The organism is Natrialba sp. SSL1, from assembly GCF_001861355.1.
Classification (GTDB): domain Archaea; phylum Halobacteriota; class Halobacteria; order Halobacteriales; family Natrialbaceae; genus Natrialba.
Genome location: NZ_MASN01000048.1, coordinates 1 through 17,821 on the forward strand (window position 1 = coordinate 1; position 17,821 = coordinate 17,821).

The 17,821-nt window shown below is 51.8% G+C and carries 20 protein-coding genes and 1 pseudogene; 10 read left to right on the forward strand and 11 right to left on the reverse strand.

What is annotated here, in order from left to right:
• The 5 genes and pseudogenes from BBD46_RS22950 to BBD46_RS22960 form a co-directional block, all read right to left on the reverse strand.
• Nucleotides 1–289 (reverse strand): annotated as a pseudogene (locus tag BBD46_RS22950) (hypothetical protein); the annotation flags it as partial.
• Complete coding sequence (locus BBD46_RS16495) at nt 279–752, reverse strand: hypothetical protein (protein ID WP_071402784.1); 474 nt, start codon at nt 750–752, stop codon at nt 279–281. The gene BBD46_RS16495 and the pseudogene BBD46_RS22950, both read right to left, overlap by 11 nt.
• A gap of 93 nt (nt 753–845) precedes the next feature.
• Nucleotides 846–1,556 carry a hypothetical protein gene (locus BBD46_RS22955; RefSeq protein ID WP_071402785.1) on the reverse strand — a complete coding sequence of 237 codons (711 nt, stop codon included), beginning with the start codon at nt 1,554–1,556 and terminating at the stop codon, nt 846–848.
• Between the two features lie 132 nt (nt 1,557–1,688).
• Nucleotides 1,689–1,925 (reverse strand): hypothetical protein, encoded by a 237-nt coding sequence (locus BBD46_RS16505; RefSeq protein ID WP_071402786.1) that lies wholly within the window; start codon nt 1,923–1,925, stop codon nt 1,689–1,691.
• Complete coding sequence (locus tag BBD46_RS22960; RefSeq protein ID WP_071402787.1) at nt 1,922–2,587, reverse strand: hypothetical protein; 666 nt, start codon at nt 2,585–2,587, stop codon at nt 1,922–1,924. Before BBD46_RS22960 ends, BBD46_RS16505 begins: the two co-directional genes overlap by 4 nt.
• A 491-nt stretch (nt 2,588–3,078) precedes the next feature.
• Here BBD46_RS22960 and BBD46_RS16515 point away from each other — a divergent pair, with 491 nt between their 5' ends.
• On the forward strand, nt 3,079–3,345 hold the full coding sequence (locus BBD46_RS16515) for a PhiH1 repressor (RefSeq protein ID WP_171908238.1): 267 nt from the start codon (nt 3,079–3,081) through the stop codon (nt 3,343–3,345).
• Between the two features lie 224 nt (nt 3,346–3,569).
• On the opposite strand, the gene BBD46_RS16520 is transcribed toward BBD46_RS16515, so the two are convergent.
• From BBD46_RS16520 to BBD46_RS16530, 3 genes are all read right to left on the reverse strand, one after another.
• Complete coding sequence (locus tag BBD46_RS16520; protein ID WP_071402788.1) at nt 3,570–4,862, reverse strand: Cdc6/Cdc18 family protein; 1,293 nt, start codon at nt 4,860–4,862, stop codon at nt 3,570–3,572.
• Between the two features lie 1,418 nt (nt 4,863–6,280).
• Entirely contained in the window at nt 6,281–6,535 is a 255-nt protein-coding gene (locus BBD46_RS16525) for an HNH endonuclease signature motif containing protein (protein ID WP_071402789.1), read from the reverse strand.
• An 84-nt stretch (nt 6,536–6,619) separates the two neighbouring features.
• Nucleotides 6,620–6,946: a CGCGG family rSAM-modified RiPP protein gene (locus BBD46_RS16530; protein WP_071402790.1), complete on the reverse strand. Its 327-nt coding sequence runs from the start codon at nt 6,944–6,946 to the stop codon at nt 6,620–6,622.
• A 234-nt stretch (nt 6,947–7,180) separates the two neighbouring features.
• Here BBD46_RS16530 and BBD46_RS16535 point away from each other — a divergent pair, with 234 nt between their 5' ends.
• The 3 genes from BBD46_RS16535 (at nt 7,181) to BBD46_RS16545 (ending at nt 9,660) form a co-directional block, all read left to right on the forward strand.
• On the forward strand, nt 7,181–7,768 hold the full coding sequence (locus tag BBD46_RS16535; protein WP_071402791.1) for a DoxX family protein: 588 nt from the start codon (nt 7,181–7,183) through the stop codon (nt 7,766–7,768).
• 339 nt (nt 7,769–8,107) lie between these two features.
• Nucleotides 8,108–9,169 (forward strand): copper-containing nitrite reductase, encoded by a 1,062-nt coding sequence (nirK, locus tag BBD46_RS16540; RefSeq protein ID WP_253184586.1) that lies wholly within the window; start codon nt 8,108–8,110, stop codon nt 9,167–9,169.
• A gap of 215 nt (nt 9,170–9,384) precedes the next feature.
• Nucleotides 9,385–9,660 carry a hypothetical protein gene (locus BBD46_RS16545; RefSeq protein ID WP_071402793.1) on the forward strand — a complete coding sequence of 92 codons (276 nt, stop codon included), beginning with the start codon at nt 9,385–9,387 and terminating at the stop codon, nt 9,658–9,660.
• A gap of 414 nt (nt 9,661–10,074) precedes the next feature.
• On the opposite strand, the gene BBD46_RS16550 is transcribed toward BBD46_RS16545, so the two are convergent.
• Nucleotides 10,075–10,563, reverse strand: coding sequence for a Pycsar system effector family protein (locus BBD46_RS16550; protein ID WP_071402794.1), 489 nt, complete (start codon nt 10,561–10,563; stop codon nt 10,075–10,077).
• On the reverse strand, nt 10,560–11,297 hold the full coding sequence (locus BBD46_RS16555) for an adenylate/guanylate cyclase domain-containing protein (protein ID WP_071402795.1): 738 nt from the start codon (nt 11,295–11,297) through the stop codon (nt 10,560–10,562). The genes BBD46_RS16550 and BBD46_RS16555 overlap by 4 nt, the downstream gene beginning before the upstream one ends.
• Nucleotides 11,298–11,376: 79 nt before the next feature.
• Between BBD46_RS16555 and BBD46_RS16560 the strand changes: the two genes are divergently transcribed.
• The 5 genes from BBD46_RS16560 (at nt 11,377) to BBD46_RS16575 (ending at nt 15,638) form a co-directional block, all read left to right on the forward strand.
• The gene (locus tag BBD46_RS16560; RefSeq protein ID WP_071402796.1) at nt 11,377–12,354 is read left to right on the forward strand and encodes an adenylate/guanylate cyclase domain-containing protein; all 978 of its coding nucleotides are present in this window, start codon (nt 11,377–11,379) and stop codon (nt 12,352–12,354) included.
• 55 nt (nt 12,355–12,409) lie between these two features.
• Entirely contained in the window at nt 12,410–12,694 is a 285-nt protein-coding gene (locus BBD46_RS23565) for a DUF3892 domain-containing protein (RefSeq protein ID WP_171908233.1), read from the forward strand.
• 74 nt (nt 12,695–12,768) lie between these two features.
• Nucleotides 12,769–13,305, forward strand: a complete 537-nt coding sequence (locus tag BBD46_RS16565) for a hypothetical protein (RefSeq protein WP_139173656.1) — start codon at nt 12,769–12,771, stop codon at nt 13,303–13,305.
• 99 nt (nt 13,306–13,404) lie between these two features.
• Nucleotides 13,405–14,493, forward strand: a complete 1,089-nt coding sequence (locus tag BBD46_RS16570; protein WP_071402862.1) for a hypothetical protein — start codon at nt 13,405–13,407, stop codon at nt 14,491–14,493.
• Nucleotides 14,490–15,638 (forward strand): hypothetical protein, encoded by a 1,149-nt coding sequence (locus BBD46_RS16575; RefSeq protein ID WP_071402798.1) that lies wholly within the window; start codon nt 14,490–14,492, stop codon nt 15,636–15,638. Before BBD46_RS16570 ends, BBD46_RS16575 begins: the two co-directional genes overlap by 4 nt.
• 41 nt (nt 15,639–15,679) lie before the next feature.
• On the opposite strand, the gene BBD46_RS16580 is transcribed toward BBD46_RS16575, so the two are convergent.
• The gene (locus tag BBD46_RS16580; RefSeq protein WP_139173658.1) at nt 15,680–16,171 is read right to left on the reverse strand and encodes a hypothetical protein; all 492 of its coding nucleotides are present in this window, start codon (nt 16,169–16,171) and stop codon (nt 15,680–15,682) included.
• An 88-nt stretch (nt 16,172–16,259) separates the two neighbouring features.
• On the opposite strand from BBD46_RS16580, the gene BBD46_RS16585 reads away from it, so the two are divergent.
• Complete coding sequence (locus BBD46_RS16585; RefSeq protein WP_071402800.1) at nt 16,260–17,228, forward strand: DUF2800 domain-containing protein; 969 nt, start codon at nt 16,260–16,262, stop codon at nt 17,226–17,228.
• The last annotated feature ends 593 nt before the right edge of the window (nt 17,229–17,821 follow it).

Sequence of the window (17,821 nt, forward strand, 5' to 3'; positions counted from 1 at the left end):
TAACCGAAATCGTCTCTAATTCCCCGAGCGAAACCAGTCCCGTTGTCGTGACTTTTGAGACGAATACTGACTCCGAAGGTGGCGCTGTCAGGACCAACGTATCATCGTCAGTGTCGACAGTGCGGGTCCGAACGCGGTGGTCGTATGCACACACTCGTCCCCTGGCGTAGCTCGTGTCTGTCTCGGTCTCGTGTGTCCAGCCCAGAGTAACCATCGTCTCTGGGGGAATCACGAGGAGTTTTTTCCGACCATAGTCGTGATGGGCTGGCGTGAAGTGATCAGCAGACATCGAAATCACCCCTCGAGAAATCCTCGCGTGTATACGGCGTCTGAGCGAGTGGTGTGACCGTCGGCAACCCGAACGTCCGAATCAGCGTTCGAATCTCTTGTTTGGTGATCGGCTGGGCTGTTGGGAGTTGGTGGCTGTAGTACCGCAGGATGCCAGCAGGTGTGCCAATCGCGATCGGACTACCCAGTCTGTCGAAGACAAGAACCTCAGGGTCATCGTCACCCCATGTCAGGTGCGGTCCATCCAGGAGTGATGGGAGCGTTGGCGGTGTCTGTTCTGTCTTCGTGGCGCGGTCGGGGGCATAGACGGAGGGTTCGGTGACGACATCGACGTCTTGTTCGTGCCACTCCTGTCCGTCCCAGATCTCGGTTCGCCGATGCCAGCCCTCTTCGGTTGGCTCGAAGGTGAGTTTCCGGGGTGGGCCATCGCGTGGCTCCCACTGGATGCTCAGTTCTTCAGGCATCGGTCCCTCCGTGTGTGGGTTTCTGGACGAGAGCACTCATCGAACTGAGCGCGGTGTTCGTGGCCAGAACCGTACGCGGTAGGTGACAGGTCATTATGGCCCCGTGGTTGATTCAGAGCCGTTGTGAAGGCTGTCCATGAAGTGCTCTCGGTTGAATTGGGTCTCTGAGAGTGGCTGGAGCGTGGGTTGGCCCTGTTGCTTGAGCTGCCGAGTGAGTTCGTCCTCGGTGATCTGGCACCACTGAGAATCACCGTGTTGTCGGTATCGGAGTTCGCCATCAACGGCTACAACGACGGCCACTTCCGTCGTAGTCGTCGCCTCGAAGACGAGTGCCAGTGGATCTGGATGACTTGACTTCTCGTGAAGTTTTGCCCGGAGTGTCTCGAGTCGCGGTGGATCGGTCGGAGATGGGTGGTCTGATTCAGTCGGGGCGCGTACTGCGACGTCTTCGATATCGCTCCGGTTGCGTGGTCGCCAGCCTGCCCCATCCCACTCGAGTATCCGGTGGGACCATCCCTCGTCTCCAGTCGCAGGTTCGATAATAAGCCGTCGCGGCGGAGCGCCAGTGGGCGTCCACTGGAGGGTGATTGCATCCGAGTCGGCCGTAGTTCGGGAGTCTTGCTGTTGGCGAAAGGCAAGAAGGATGGGATCGATCTGTGAGCGGGCGTTCCGGAGTGTCTGGATCGCGTTCACCTGGAGGCTAACATCGAGGTCATTACCGTCTTCGAGGTCCCTGAGCAGGTGGTGGATCTTGGTGTCGATCTCCTCGAGAGTCGCAATATAGTCGTCGAGGTCGTCGCTCATCGGCTCACCTCCGTGGCGTAGGTGTGTCGTTCGAAGTCGCCTGGTACCGTGGGTTCGACGACGGTGGCCGTTGACTGTGGTAGCGCTTCGCCCCTCTGGAGGTGAGAGTGTCGGGACTCGTGAGTTGGTGGTTTAGTCGTCATCCTGTTCCTCCAGTGGTATCGGTGGGTCGGCATCGACGTCCGAAAAGAGGTTGTCGTAGAATTCCCCATCACTTTCATCCTCGTCGGGAACCAGATGATCAACACCTGGTTTGGAGCAGATTGCTCTCAACAGCCCTTCGTTCTCGAGTTCGCCCTTTCCATCGTCTTCTTCGATGCTTGGTCCGGGCGGTGCTCGAATTGGTGAGGGCCCCCGATGGTTAGTCATCGATTCGCACCCCGTTCGCTCAGTAGTTCAGCCACTGTGTGGCGGCGTTCGTTGGCGTTGCTGAGATCAATCGTCAGTTCCGAAATCGGTTCTCGGCCAGTTTCTCGCCATTCGCTGTTGCGGATTTCGTGGGTGATGCGCCAGGCTTCACCGCCAGTATCCGGGACGATCGTGATCCGTTGCCGGCGGCCGTTGATTGTCGTATACTCGAGGACGAGTTTGAGGGCGTGGTCGGTATCGTGGCCACCGTCGGTCGCGATGCGTGGGTCGTCGTCGGCGTCGACCAGCAGGAGGCCGTCTCGGCCATCGGTGGTTGTGAGATCGTAGACCCGGATGTCGTCGTCAGGGTCGACCTCGAGTTCGCCGGTAACATCGGGCCCAGCCGCGATTCGAGCGCCATCGTATCGTGTACACAGTGTGTACTCGACGAGTGGATCGGTGGTCTCGGACGGCGGGACGATCGCGACGCCGTCCTCGTGGCTGATGGCGTGGACAGTGGAATTCTCCCAGTCCTGTGCGCTAACAGCAGCCGTCGAAATCATGACCGTTCGGTCGTCACTGACGGTGTAGATACCACGGTAGCCGTTGCCCGTTGGGACGACGTATTTCGACGGGGTGGTGTCGTGTTCGGACGGTGTGTTTTCTGTCTCGTCGAGGCTCATTCCCCGTCACCTCTGGGCTCGAAGAGAACTGCGTCATCACCAGCGACGATAATCTCTTCCTCGTCGCGTGTGGCGCTGCGTTTAGGTGTTTCTGCGGGGAACTGTACGGATGGGCGAACCTGGGGTGTACGGTCTCTCGTCCATGCACCCGCGGTCTGACGCGGGGGCGTTTTCTGCGTAGTGTTTCCATGGCCAGTTGATCGGCCAGCTGTACCATCGTCTGCGGGGCAATATTCATTGCCCCTCGAGCGTTCGTTTCGCATGGTCGGAAATCTCGTGCTAAGGGTGACCCGACCCAGCGTGTCTCCAGCACGCTGAACGTTTGTTATCCAGAAGGGTCAGGTCAATAGCCACTTGACGCTGGATACTAATATAATTTACTGACGAGTAATCAGTGTTGGACAGCTTTAGACAACTACCTGAGGACAGTTAGTCATAAGAGACTCATAATCAGTATTCGTATGTACATGGCTCCCGATACCTTGAATGAGATGCGCCAGGAAGCTGAGTGGATGGTTCCATCGGACGATAAAATTCTTGAACTCGTTCGCGAGTATGGAAATTTAACTCCGACAGCAATCGAAGATCTCGATGGTCCTAGTGCTGGTCATGCCCGAAATAGATGCCCTGTGCTTGCCGAATATGGATTGCTCGATCGGATCTCTCGTGGCCTCTACGGAATCACTGAAGAAGGAGAAGCGTACCTCAATGAAGAACTCGACGCGAGCGAACTAGAGTCGACTGAGGATACAGAGTAGGATCTCCACTCAGGTTACAATTACGCGGTGATAAACACAGACTCGAATTTTTGGCTCTGGTGAATCACTAGGCGGCGTCCGAATTGGAGCCTCGAGCGACGAGAGATTACGGCGAGAAGGTTCTTGTGATCGTTCTCAACAGTAGCTATCCCTCCAACAACCTCGACTGGCACTTGTCAAGGGCAGTGGGACGGGAAGCCGCGCCCTTCAGGGCGCGGAGGATGTCACTGTAGGATATCTTCGGGGGAGGAAACGCTTTCGAGTTTCTGGAGGCGGCGGTCTTCAGCAAGAGTCGCTGCAAGGACGATTGTCGGTTTGTGGTTCAGTTCGTGGTCCTTCTTGATTCCCTGCCGGTCGCCGCGTCCCTTCCGCTCGCTGATAGTCACACCGAGAAATTCGAGTTCATCAAGCAGGTCAGAGACCCGCTGATAGCCGAGGATGTTCGATTCAACGTCCTTCGCGACTGTCTGGTACCGCTCATATACTTGGGATGTAGAGACACTCGATGTCCTCCCGTCAAGCTTCTTGGCGAGTGTGTAGAGGACGAGCTTCGCCTGATCGGGGAGCGTGCTGATGCTTTTTGAGAGAAGGTCGGCTTCGACCAAGTCACGGGCCTCCTTCACGTGGGTTTCAGTTACTGTCTTGTCCATATTCCGGCGAGCCATCATCCCGGCCTTGTTCAGGAGTTCAATCGCTTTCCGAGCGTCACCGTGTTCGTCAGCAGCGAGTTCTGCAGCTGTCGGAATCGCGTTCGGTCCAAGGACGCCCTTCTCGAAGGCATCGCGACGGTTCTCGAGGATATCCTCAAGCTGACCAGCATCGTAGGCAGAGAACACGAATTCAGACCCGCCCATAGAACTATTGACACGTTGGTTGACGTCGCTCTTGAACTGGGTAGTTTTGTTTGAAATGAGGACGATGGAGATGTAAGTATCTATCTCGTCGTTCTCACGAGCACGGGAGAGTGCGTGGAGCAGCTTGTTGAAGTCTTCAAGCAGGTCGATCTCATCAAGGATGATGATGAGGCCATCGTAATGTTCGTCGACGATTCCCCACAACTCCTCAGTGTACGTTTTCCACCCAACCCCACGCTTCGGCGGTTGGGTAGTACTGGACTGGTCTGCAATGCCATACTTCTCGTCGAGTTCGTCAAAAATAGAGAAATACAGCGCGCGTGAGGCCCGAGTGATGGTGTTGTTGCTGTTGCAGTCGACGTAGACACTTGTCGCATGGACGTTGTTCTCTACGGCACGTTCAGCGATCTTGGAGGAGACGTGACGGGAGACGAGACTCTTCCCAGTCCCAGTCTTACCGTAGATTTGTAGGTTGTCCGGGACGTCATTGTAGATCACGTCCTCGAGGCTGAGTACGACGTTGGTGATTTCTTCTTGCCGCCCGACGATCCGGTCTTCGTCGGGGACAGTTCCAACTGAAACGAGAGACTTGTTTCTGAAGATCCGTGGGGAGTTCCCGATGACCTGGTCCACGGAGAACCCTTCTTGATCTGTGTTGTCCATATGCTGGAGTGTGAGGTGAGTCCAATAAAACTACCGAGGCCCAGTTTTGAGTGAGTTCGCATGTAGAATCGGCTGATAGCTGTAATATCACTGGATTATTCATCCATCATCACACCCCCGGTTTGGAGTGAGTAGAACCTGATGATGCCCCACCCCCGGTTTGGAGTGAGAAGATAACTTTTCTGATGGGTTTTCGGTTGACGTTGCTTGTGGCCTGCGTCCTTGATTAAGCAAAACCCGTCGAAAGCGAGCCGGTTGCCCCCACCCCTCGTTTGGAGTGAGCCTTTCAGGGATTCAATATAAATAGAATACCTTCCCAGATTAGGAACTAGTTAACAAGAGATGGTAGCAAGATAGTCCGATCAGACGAGACTGAATATGTCGATGGGGCTCCCCCACCCCCAGTTTGGAGTGAGTGCCATTGGGCACAACACCGCCGTATTACGTGGAAATTTCCAGCCGAACACCTGGAGGACATTGAGGAGGAACTGTAGAACCACAACCGAAAAGGTTGTTAGAAAACCAAGTTTCGTGTCGAGCCTCCTTCTACTACTAGTCTAGAAAACTATTATATAATTAATGGAAAGGGCAAGATAGACATGAGGGGGAAAGACAGTATAATGCATATAGACACTGCTAAAGCTAGATAGAGAGTTTACGTGAGGTTAGTCTTTTAGCCGCCTTTATAGGTGGCGAGGCGGATCCCCCGCTCCACCGTGGGCGGGGCAGTTGGCTACGGCTAATTCGTGTGTTTACTACTGATCGGGAACAGTGGTTGGAGAACACCCATCTTAGGACCTTTGAGGAACTCACTCCAAACAAGGGGCCCCCGTGTTGCCCGTTCATGATCCTGTTCTATCCACGACCTCACAAGAGGCAGGAACTGGTCGTAGAACCTTACTCAATACGCGCCTTCCATCTTGCATACCAGTGTGAATATCATTCTCATCTGGTAGCATCTCGACCGGTCAGTTCACACAGCTATAGCGCAGTTAGTTCATGAATAACGATGTGAAATCAACAGTGGCCCACTGCTGTATTGAATCTCTCTATTCATCAGGGGGCTTTTGGCAGATAACATGGGTATCTGGAGCTACTTGTGTAACCGTTCTCCCTGTACTGTCCGTGCTATGTTCCTGAATCGGTCGAAATTAAATCCATGAAAAGCGGTCTATGACGCCTCCTTCGAACTGCAAAACAGGGTGACAGGGACTAGGGAATACACCAATTGGCGTGCCTCTGACACTAGGGTGAAACCCTATCTCTGATTCAGAGGTTCTATTTCAAAAACACGTCGTATTTGACCAAGCTCTGGGACCCAATTCTCCCTTAAGTGTTTCTGGTCACAAGGTAGAGCTATGACGGGAAGTCGGGTTCTCTGAGTTCTCTACCAAGGTCGAAGAGAGAGACATCGTTATTCATGGGCCAAATCGCGAGACCTTCCGGTACATCCGCTTCCATCGGCGGAAGGCCGTTTTCGCAGACTTGATCCCGGCAAGCACTTCAGCGAGCGTCGAGGGTTCGGCTTCAGCGTCCGTAATCGCCGTCGGAGCCACCGCATTCCTCGAGTGAACGGCGTCGTGACATGGTTTACACACCGTGACGAGGTTCTCGAGGCGGTGAACCCCACCGCGTGACTTCGGGACGATGCGACGGCGTTCGCTGACAAGCATGGCGGCGAAGTCCAAGACTGGGAGACGCTCTCTCCGACAGAACAGTGAGGCAATAACTGAAATTCGTCCCCGTTCGATGCGCCGCTAGTGGACATGGACACGCACGACGTGGCCGCCGCACCCACACTGGTCGACGTGCTCCCACTCGAGTTCGGCTGTATCGAAAGCCTCCGCAAGTTCGTCGTAGAGGTACTCGGAGGGATGACCGTGTGCCTCGTGGGTGACCAAATTCACGTGGTAGCCGGACGCTGTATGCTCGATGGCATTGATCGCCTGATCGACGACTAACTCACGGTCGTCGGCGTGTTCGGGGTGTTCGAGGTTAGCCGACCACGACTGCTCGTGAATCTGGTCTGTGACCGGTTTGGCCTCTTCACGAACACGGTCGTCTGCTGTTGGAGTGTTTGCCATACGTATTACTTGGGCGGGACCCCCTATAGATTATATCTCGAATTACATGCTAGTGGGAACGCAGACATGTACTATGCAACAGATTTGACGTGAGCGGTTTTTTGTGTGTCTACTGACTGTGGCTGGAATCGATCGCTGGTTCGCGATCGTCGATCCGAATAGGTGGCACTACTGAGTAGAGTCTCAAGAAGGTTTAACTACATTTAGTCATAGTTCTTGAAAGGAGATCATAATATGGCTGCACAACGACAACCATCAGAACGGACACTCGAGTCGTCCTTTGCTGGTCGAAGCGTTTCATTCAACTATTCGGACACGTGGGTTGCGTACTCGATCGTCGGATTGCGACTTGTTATGGCCTGGGTCTTCCTCCAGGCAGGTATTGAGAAATTGGCTGAAGGTGGATTCGGTGATCCGGTAGCCTGGTCATCTGCAGGGTATCTAAACAATGCTGTTCCGGAAGCAAACCCACTCAGCGGGCTTTTTCTGTGGTTCAGTGAGTTTGCCGCAGTCGTTGACCCGCTCGTCGTGTTTGGACAGATACTGATCGGACTTGCACTGCTTGCGGGAATTTTCTTCAGATTCGCCGCGCTAATGGGTTCTGTCCAAATGCTGTTCTTTTGGACTGCAGCCTGGCAAGGTGGCCTCGCAGCTGGATTCCCCGTGGACAATGGATACTTCATCGATAGCTCGTTTGTCTATATGCTGCTCTTATTCGGGTTGGCAGCATGGGGTGCCGGGCGCATTTTCGGAATTGATGGCATCCTCGAACAAACGGATATCGTTCGTTCGAACCCATGGCTTCGATATCTTTTGGGGTAATCCATCCCATAGCCTGATTTTTGAGGAGGTCGTTTGATATTTTCCGACAGTCCCACGGTAGGTCGTGAGCGTTCCCGTAGGAGGAGGGGTACTTCCAATTCGATACTGCGGTTACGCATTCAGAACCGGTTGACGGGCGAATATATTGTAGTAATCCATATTCCAGCGGCCCTTGATGCGTATCTTTGTCAGTTGGTATAAAAACCCCCCGCGGTATCGTGGGTAGATTAAAACACATTCCTGATAGTCGGGAGTGGTTTACCACATATATATTCCTTGTACTCCTTATACTAACTGTGAACGATGATGACTCGACCAACCAACCTTCACCGACGACGCATGCTGCAGGTACTGGGCGCAACGGGCGTCACTGCAGTTGCAGGCTGCATAGCCAACGAAAACCCCACTGACGAGGACAACGAGTCGCCTGCTGACGACAACGAGGGGCTTCCCGCCGCCGAACCGGTCGACATGGACTCCGTCGCAGCCGACCCAACGGACATTCCACCACCGGTCGACTGGGACGAGCCACGCGAACACGACATCACCATCGAGTGTACGGAACACGTCGCCGAAATCGAACCGGGAGTCACCTTCCATTTCATGACGTTCGAAGGGCAGGTTCCCGGTCCGATGATTCGCGTTCGCGAGGGAGACACGATCAACCTCACGTTCCGGGTACCCGGGGAGTCGAACATGCACGCGCACAACATCGACTTCCACGCGGTGTACGGACCCGGTGGCGGAGCCGAACACACGACGCTCGCTCCCGGCGACGAGGAAGCGATGCTCTCGGCAAAGATGGACTTTGCGGGTGCCCACATCTACCACTGTGCCGTCCCCGACATGGACTACCACATTAGTGCGGGGATGTTCGGAGCCATCCTTGTCGAGCCCAAGGACGGCCTTCCCGAGGTCGACCGAGAGCTCTATCTCGGACAGCACGAACTCTACACCGACGGCGACACCGGTGAAGAAGGTCATCACTCATACGACTACGACGCTGGGGCCGCGGAAGACCCAACGTACGTCGTCTTCAACGGAGAAGCGTACGGGATCACCGAGGATGGGACGCAAGGGCCAATGCACGCCGAAGTCGGCGAGACGGTTCGCCTGTACTTTGCCAATGGTGGTCCGAACCTCCACAGCGCCGTGCACCCGATCGGGAACGTCTTCAGCCGACTCTACCGTGATGGTGACCTCCTGAGCGAGCCAGCACAGAACGTCGAAACGACGCCTGTCGCTCCCGGTACGGTCACCATGGGTGAACTAGAGATGAAGGTTCCCGGTCCCGTGAAGATCGTTGACCACGCGCTCTCGCGAGTGGTCCACAAGGGCGCTCTCGCAGTCATCGACGTCGAAGGCGATGACAGCCCCGATATCTACAACTCCGACACGTGATCTCGGTGCATCGTTTCCTTCGGTTTTCTTCGGTCAGACAACACCTGTGCAGCAGTTCCGGTGAACCGCACCGGGGCCAAGCCCCGAGGCACTCACTTTGCCTCGAACGAGATCCTGAGTGCGCGGGATACAACAAACGTACTTCGTTCAAATCAACGCATCCAGAGCATCACGATGCTATCCGGTACGATGTCTTTGTCGACGAGATCGGTGATATGGGCCGGACGACTGTCCGCTTACAGATCAAAAGCCTAGACGAGCTCACAGACGCTGAGCGTGAATCACTGAAATCGATAGCTTCAGAGCATACGGAACTGGTTCCCGATTACGGATGGCGTTTCGACCGAAAAGTGAATATTGGACCGAAGAAAGTGGGTCATGAAGACGTAACCAGAGACAGTGCCTTTGATTCCTATGTTGATGCAATCGTGGATGAACTACTGACCCTTTCAGATACGTTTCATCCGATCTTTATCGAAGAGGATAGCTGACGGTTTCATGTACCCTTCTGTTCGAACACAGAACCGAAACTGAGTGAGAGTCAGTGCTCTGAGTCTCCATTCAGTGCTTGCAGAAAGAACATAGCTAGGTCTACACCATAGTTCAGGTGATACCAGTGTGTTTTCGGGTTGCTTGATCTATTCTCTGAGTGTTACAGTCTGTTTCTGTCGAAATCTGGTTCTATCTCCCGCTGAAGACGTGAGTAGACTCGCAAACTCAGAATTACGGATTTTCACATCATCACTGGATTGGAGCACAACGACCACCCTCTCCTTTCTCCACAAAACCGGAACACCAGGACATAACAGATTTTATAGAAACGGTTCGCATAATATACTAAACCACAGAAGAGATTTTTAAAGAAAACCCCCTTCTGCCTACGTCGAAATCACCTGGATCAAGGATTACAGCATCAGTGCTGCACCGCCTGTTAGACAAGCCAGAACGACTGTGAAACCAGTCAAGGAAATAGTGATGAACAGGTTCTGGTATTTCTTATCAGCAACCTTCGCCAAATAGTAGTCCTCCTTCACCAATTGGTCAAAAGAACCAGTCTCGTCGAAATCCTTCACATCCTCCGTGAACTCATCAACCTCTTTGTCAACGATATTCCCCCAGTACAGATAGATCTCCTTCTCTGACGGTGTTCGTGGTAGCACTACCAAACCAGAGAACACCATTGCTGCAAGGTTTGCTCCAACAGTAGCAACGAGAAGAACTTGCAGAACGGTCCCATCCAACTCCCATAAGTCCATGAACACGTTTGCGATCAAACCCAGAAACGCCAGCTGAGCAGTTAACAGGATGGAAGCCTTCTGATCTGCTGAAGAAATATACGTGTTCAGATGTTCGTGGATCACTTTAGCCAGTTCCACGTTATTGAAGTCAGTCATGTCAGGTTTGATGTCTCGGTTCCCGTCCAGACCCCTTTAAAGTTGTAGTGATGATACGGGTCGTCTGAACTTGTCCAAACATAGTCCTCGAACTGTCCCAGATCATTAACGTACTCGGTCCAGCCACTGTCTTCTGCGTGCTTCACTAACCCTTCCCCGAAGTAGTACTCATTCTTCCCGGAAGCAGACTCAAGCTTTGACGCGATATTCGCAGAAGCGCTTACTGCGCTCAACCGGTTCAGACTGTGAACTCCTACACGAGAGATGTGGGTTGTTCCGTACGTTGCTCCGGCGCTGATTGAGATTGTCTCAACACCTTTCTCCTCAAGCACCGGGTTCACATGGTTCGCAAGAATATACTTTACAGTAGCAACGTAGTCAAAAACAGTTTCTACAGCATCCTCGTCCGAATCTCCTGCTCCAAAGTACGCAAGAATCCCGTCACCAGTATTTTTCTCGAAATACCCGTCATGGTTTCTGACCGCTTCCATAATCTCCGGGAGGAACACGTTCAACATGAACAAGACATCCCACTCATCGTTCCGGCTGGAATAGGCTGTGAAATCGTTGATATCGATGAATACGATACCAAGATCGAACTTCTTAGCGCTACTGATCGTCATATCCTCCAGATCCGGCATCTTGTAACCGGAGGGGATGTGATCCAGTCGTTCCTCTACTGTTTCAACCCGGTCCTGTACCCGTTCTTCAATCTCGTCTGAGTCTGGTAACATACAAGCAATCCTCTCTCTTTCTCTGAAAGAGGTGTTCTCAAACCAGGTATTTTAGACCTTTTACCCTGTTAGAAAGGATATGGGCCGAGATGAGGAAGAACCACTAGAGGTTCACCGCCGGATGGATTTTGTTATGAAGCCAGTTGGACGTAGAAAAGAAGGTGATTATGTTGTGTTTGAGGTGGAGTTCGTTCCTGACCCTGAACGGTATAAGCGGGTGGAGAGGGATGATTTCGAAGGTTACTTCGACCGGTTGGATGAAGTGTACTATTCTGATTCGATGGTGGAAGATCTTCTTGAGCAGATGAATGGTGAACCGTTCTTAGCATCGCCTCCAGAAATTGAGGATACAGCAGAGTATATAGAGCAAAGACGAGAAGAGATTGAGCGGTTCCTACAGGATGGTGACTCGGATGAGAACGGAGATTTTGAGTGGGAAGACGTTTCTCAAGACTTTTTAGAGGAGTTAGAGGAAGAAAACGATTCCCGGTTCGTTATCCTCTGTATCGATATCGTGGGGTCTACTCGTTTACGTGAAAAGTTGACAAGAGAGGACTGGAGAGATTTCATCCAAGTGTTCTTCCGAGAGATGTCGCTAATAGTGGAGAAGTTCCGTGGTCATGTCCTGGATTTCCAAGGTGACAGAGTGGTAGCCTACTTCCCAGATCCTAATTTCGTTGGTATGCACGATAACTCGTTAGATTGTGCGTCTTCAATGAAAATGCTGATACAGAATGGGATAAACCCGGTTTTCGAGTCACACGGGTTACCGTCGATTCATTTCCGGATTGGTATGGACTCTGGAGAAGCAGATATTGTGCCAATAGGAGCGCCGGGTGTGAAGGAGGAACTCAGCTTGTTCGGTGAAACAATTAATCTGGCGTCAAAGATCGAGGAAGTGGCTGAGAAGGACGGTATTTACATGGGTGAAGAGACGGTGAGGAATTTGCATACTCATTGGAGGCAACACGTTGAAGAAGCGGAACTAGATGACTGGGAACATAAGAAACACGGCGGCAACGAATACAACGTGTACCGGTTCGAAATTTCGAAGTAGAATTGTTTTTTGTTGTCCGAAAGTGATTTCACAACTGACTATAATTGGTGAAGGTATGGGGACTTACCCGGTTGAGTGCGTTAACGTAGATGACTCGTCCAGTTACAGCGACTGCCGTTGTATCACCACAATCGGTATTCCAAACACGGACGGAGGTACCAACACGTACACTCCAGCACGTATCCATGACCGGATCGAAGACGAAGGCGACGAGTTCTACATAAAGCATGACGGCAGCAGAACATATCTTGAAGCAGTAGAACGGGTAGGTACGAAATACGTTCGAGCAGAACCCAACGACACAGAAGACGATAATCTACTCGAGCAACCCAGCTGCTAACCTCTTTCCTCCCCCTTGGTCATGGATGTTGACCGCCGAACATTTCATGAACCCTCCACCAGAATAACCTGTCAATGCCACTCAACGGTGTCATGGCTATCTCAGGGTTCTTAGAAGCAGTAACCGGTTTTATCGAAGCTATTCCTGATACTGCTGTCGTTGGTGTCGTAGTTTCATTTGCTTCTGCAATGATCGTGTATGCTGCACGGCAATCCTGGGAGCGAAAGAAGCTGAGACGCGCTTTACTCACCGAGGTAAAGCAGATGGAAGGACTGGAAGAATGCGCTGATCAGATGGATCGGATAGACCCTCCTCCGGGACGTCAAATACAACCGGACGATGTCCCAGCTGCTGGAACCATACCCACCGTTGTTTACGAGTCAAACGCTGGGAAAATCGGCTTGCTCAAAGGCATACTGGGAAAAAACGAACTGGAACCCGTGGTCAGATTCTACTCCAAGGTGCTCCGGTACAAGTCCATAATCAACGATATCCGCGAAGACGGGAAAACATCTCATGCTGATCAAGAAGACCTCCATGACTCAATCAACGAGATTTCCGAGATGAGAACAGATATTATTGAATCATCAGAGTTCACCGAAATTGAGTAGCATAAGAACTTTCCGCTATTAGACAGTGATTCAACGTATGAACCTGATCTCACCCGCTTGCAGCTTTTCTTTGCTTAGGAAGGTCAATGAGGGATGGCCATGACCACAGAATCCGACTTCTTGGACGCAATGGAAACCGAGTTCGCATCTGTAGACAGCTTTATTCAATATCTTGAAGAGGATTACAACATTGGCACGAAACCGGGAGAGTTCAACATAATCGGTGCGGTCAACAACCTACCATCGAAAAAAGACTTTGCAGACTCTATCACAGCTGTCTTTGATAAAATCGATTCAACCGGTGACCTATACCTTCTTACAACCACTGTCGAGGATGAACGGGTCTACCACTATGTCTACATGGATGAAAAATTCCCGATTATCTTCACCAAAGCCAACAGGACAGATCAGATCCCGCCGACAATAGGAAAGTTCCTGCAGAACAAGCACGATGTTGGACGCCTGCTCCTTTCACAACGTCAGATAGACGAGATACGGAAAGACATTGTTTCGAAATACGATGACCTGGTGATCCCATTCTTTAGCGCCAAAAGAACCCCTGACTCGAACATTGATGCTCGACGCCGCCCGGATACGGATAGATCTCTATGGTATCGAGCGGATGACGGGCTTGAAACATACCGTGAAATGAGGTTCAATTACGGGATTCTACCCCGGATAATGACCTTCGAACACCCGAACCGTTTCAAATTCCGGGTGAAACAAGAAGGCGTATTCGTCCACAAGTCCGGAAGCATCATGGAACTCTGGAACTACCTACAGCAACAAATCAACAGAGCAGAAAACATTGTAGACTGCTCCAATACAGGTGGTTACGGGGAAGTCACCAGTTCCTTCTTCGACGACAAAGAAGTACACGTAAGCTCACCATGGGCGATTGAAGTAGAAGACGGGATCAAAAGCTCGGCATTAGAAAACTTCAAAGAACACATGGACGACGACTTCTGGGAGTTTGGGGTCTCTGAATTTAATGCATATCCGGAAGTCCCGAGCTTCGAAGCAGAGTTGATCGATGAGAACCGATACGAGCGCACAATTCTCAAAACCAAAGACGACTCCATACGTGTTTTCCCCAGAGAACTTACGGACGTAGATCAGTCGGTCCGGATCTTCAACTTCATCAGTGACCACTTCGATTCTGACTGCCGAGCACGTAAAGTCGCATGAAGGACCCGTACTATTTTGACGACGAGGACTGGATCAACACTCTGGGTCGTGGGGACAAAAGCGATTTTGAAGACCTGTTCGACGAGAAATACAGCGAGATCGATGAGGATCGGGCGAAGGCAAGTGTCAAAACACGTTTTGAACGTAACGGAGAACCGGAACACAGGCTTTTCAGAGCGATTGTCGACGCCTTTTCTCCGAACGGAAGTGCTGAAGGAAGCGACAGCGGTTTCGAGACCACGATTATTAATCCTCTTTATGAGTTTGGACAAGAGAGTGCGGAGATACTTTTAGCGAAGAAGCAGGTTCGAAGCGTACATCTCTGTTTTGTGTGCTGTGAGATAGGAGGAGAAAACTATGACAAGTGGCGTTCCAATATCAACAAGGTTGAGTCCGTCCTCCAATCAGAGGGGAACCGTACGGCTTTGAAAAACCATCTGGATTGTGAAGGTCTTGATCTGAAAACCGTCCAATACCTTACTATAACACGTGACCGGGATTTGATGGACGTGGATATGGACGTTTTGAAGCTGGGGACAACGCCGGACAACTATGCTGTGTGGAAATTGATGGAAAGCGAACTACCTGGATCAGAGGATCAAGATGACGAGGATCAGATTGTTAAGCATCATGACGGGAATATAGAGCACCCTGATCTTCACGAAGTAGCTGTTGACGGGTTGGATTACACCTTAGTAGACAATGATGATATCAGGTTTTCACTCACCTCCCATCCTATCTTCCCACTTGGAGATGTCTTCCTACAGATCCTCCTCAACCAGATTGGCAGCAACGACCATCCTGATGAGTTCAACAAATCCAACTTTATCAGCGTATATAGGGATAAGATCCAGTTAGGCGAAAACCGAGACGAACTGGATGAAGTACTGGATACGAAAATACGGGAGATACTTCAGTTAGCGTGTGACGCAGATATACTACAGGAAGAGGGAGAAGAATTTGATACTGAACGTGATTACAGGCTGGTCTGGGATTCTGACGAACCCAAAGATATCAAAGATGCAGTGCGAGAGAAGTATTTCAAATACAAAGCTCCAGAGCAGAGAGGAAGCCTTGCTTTTGACAGGGCAAAAGACGAATTCGAGCGTGTAGAATCACAGCTCGACGGATTCGGAAACGATTAAAAATTCGTAAAGAAAGAAGAAAAAGAAAATAGGAACGGTTTTTATTCTGCTTCTGCTGGGATGTTGAGTGTTACGTCGAACAATTGGTCTCCTACAGCGTGCTGTACAACGTTTGCAGTTCCAAGGGTGTAGTCCTCAGTCCGGTCGTCAATCTCTGATTCGTCGATCTCTACATTGTAGACCATGGAGACTTCGTCCTCGTCGCTTACGATGGTTGGATCAGCTGGGTCGGAGAACTGCACGTTACTGTCCTCGTCCACAAGTTCGTGGTCGATTTCGTCGTACACTTCTTCACCGTCCTCGACAAGCGTGACAGACTCTTCCGAGTCACCATCAACCCTTAGGTCTGCGGTGAACTCTTCAACCACTTCGTCATCCAGTGTGTCTTCCAACTCGGTTACTTGCATCGGACCAAGCGGTGCGTATCCTTCATCGTGGTTAGCAGAGCCAGTAACTACTATATCATCCGATGAAGACGTGAGTAGACTCGTAATTTCAGTCTTGAATTCATACTTAGGATTATTGAAAACCATTCAAAATCATCTGCCACTCTAATCCGGCTCTGAATCAATTACGTCTCGCGGATCAGTGTTTTACGGTCGGTCTCCGTTATCACTGGATATGCCGTTCACCGTCAGCTGGCACACGCTTCTCGAGGAACTCGAAGCCCTCCCCAACGATTCAGAGGTCATCACACCGTTGTCACACAAACGGTTCCAGATCGGCGACATCCAAGAGCACCGTGTCATCATCGAATTCGCCGAGAGCAACGAGAAACAACCTCTCCAACGAGAACAGTTCGAGACACTGTTCCAGCGGATCAAAGGCAGCGACGGACGATTCAATCTCGATCGCCTCCCGCCCGATGGGGATCCATACCCTGCGGTACTCAGCCTCCACCCCCGCTTCGAGATCAACGAAGACGCCGGCGTGATCATCGAAACCGACGAGCCGACTACCAGTTCCCAAGTTGATGCTGACTCGACCCCAGCGTCCAACGACCGTACCGAACCGGATCTGGATGTTTACGCTGATACGCTCCTCCTCGTTGACGCACTCGAGCGCTACGATGTAACAGCCCCTGAAGAACTGGAGACAGAGACGCTCGTCAACCTCTATACGCTACTGTCGGACGTCCAGCGCAACGCGAACGACCTCCGCCAGACGGTCGCCGATGTGTTGCTGGGACGGCTTCATCACGATCGGCCTGTCAGCGGCCCCTATGGCTCCGTTCAACGGACGACACGTCGAAATCGGTCACTCAAAGACGACGACGAGGTTCTCGAGACGCTCGAAGACGCAGGCATCAATCGCGAGCGAGTGATGGGAGTCGATCGCAGCAAGGTCGATGACGCCCTGGAGGTCACAGAACTGTCCGAATCCGATGTCTACGAGGTCGACGAAAGCGAGTACGTTCGAAAGGCCGACGTCGACGAAGAAGTGAAAGAGACGCGCCTCCAGGGACTGAAAGACCAACTCGCCGCAACCGAGGGTGACGGAGCGGAGGAACTTCGCGAAGAGATCGAAGATCTCGAGGATCGCATCGACGAACTCACGAGTTTCCGAACCGGCACAGAAGTTGGAGATTGAGGGCAACTGATTCCTTCCGACAGATGGACGAGCCGGCCACACGACTGAGTGTGAGCGGGAACAGGTCAACCTCAAGAAGATGAGTCCGAACAAGCGTAAAGAGCCTGACCTCGGTACTGCTACAAAGAAGCGTACGGCTGCCCTGTCTGGCTCAAGTAGGGAGACAGAGAGCTATTCGGAATCCTTCATATTAATTGTGTAGGGCAGCACCCTCGACAACGAAAGAGCGTCAGATGCTTTTTGCAGGTCAGATCAAATCTGGTGATAGGAGACTGTAGTCGCGTTGATATTCCTGATAGAGGGGGTGCCTCTGACCACGACCAATATCAGAAGCGAAATGAGTGTCAAATCGCAGGTTTTGTCCGAAAACCTTATCCTTATTATGAGTTTTAAATCTAGTCATATATTATGACTAACTTGATGTCAATTGCCGGTTGGGGAACGGTATCACCGAAGCGATGACAAGTACCAACCCACTCACCGAAAAGTCCGATGGATATGCTGAGAGGGTTAACCTGCCGTTCGATATCTACATCGGCGAATCAGAGCGAATCTGGCGCGAGTCGATCCGCAGAGAGCAGGCCACCCAGTTG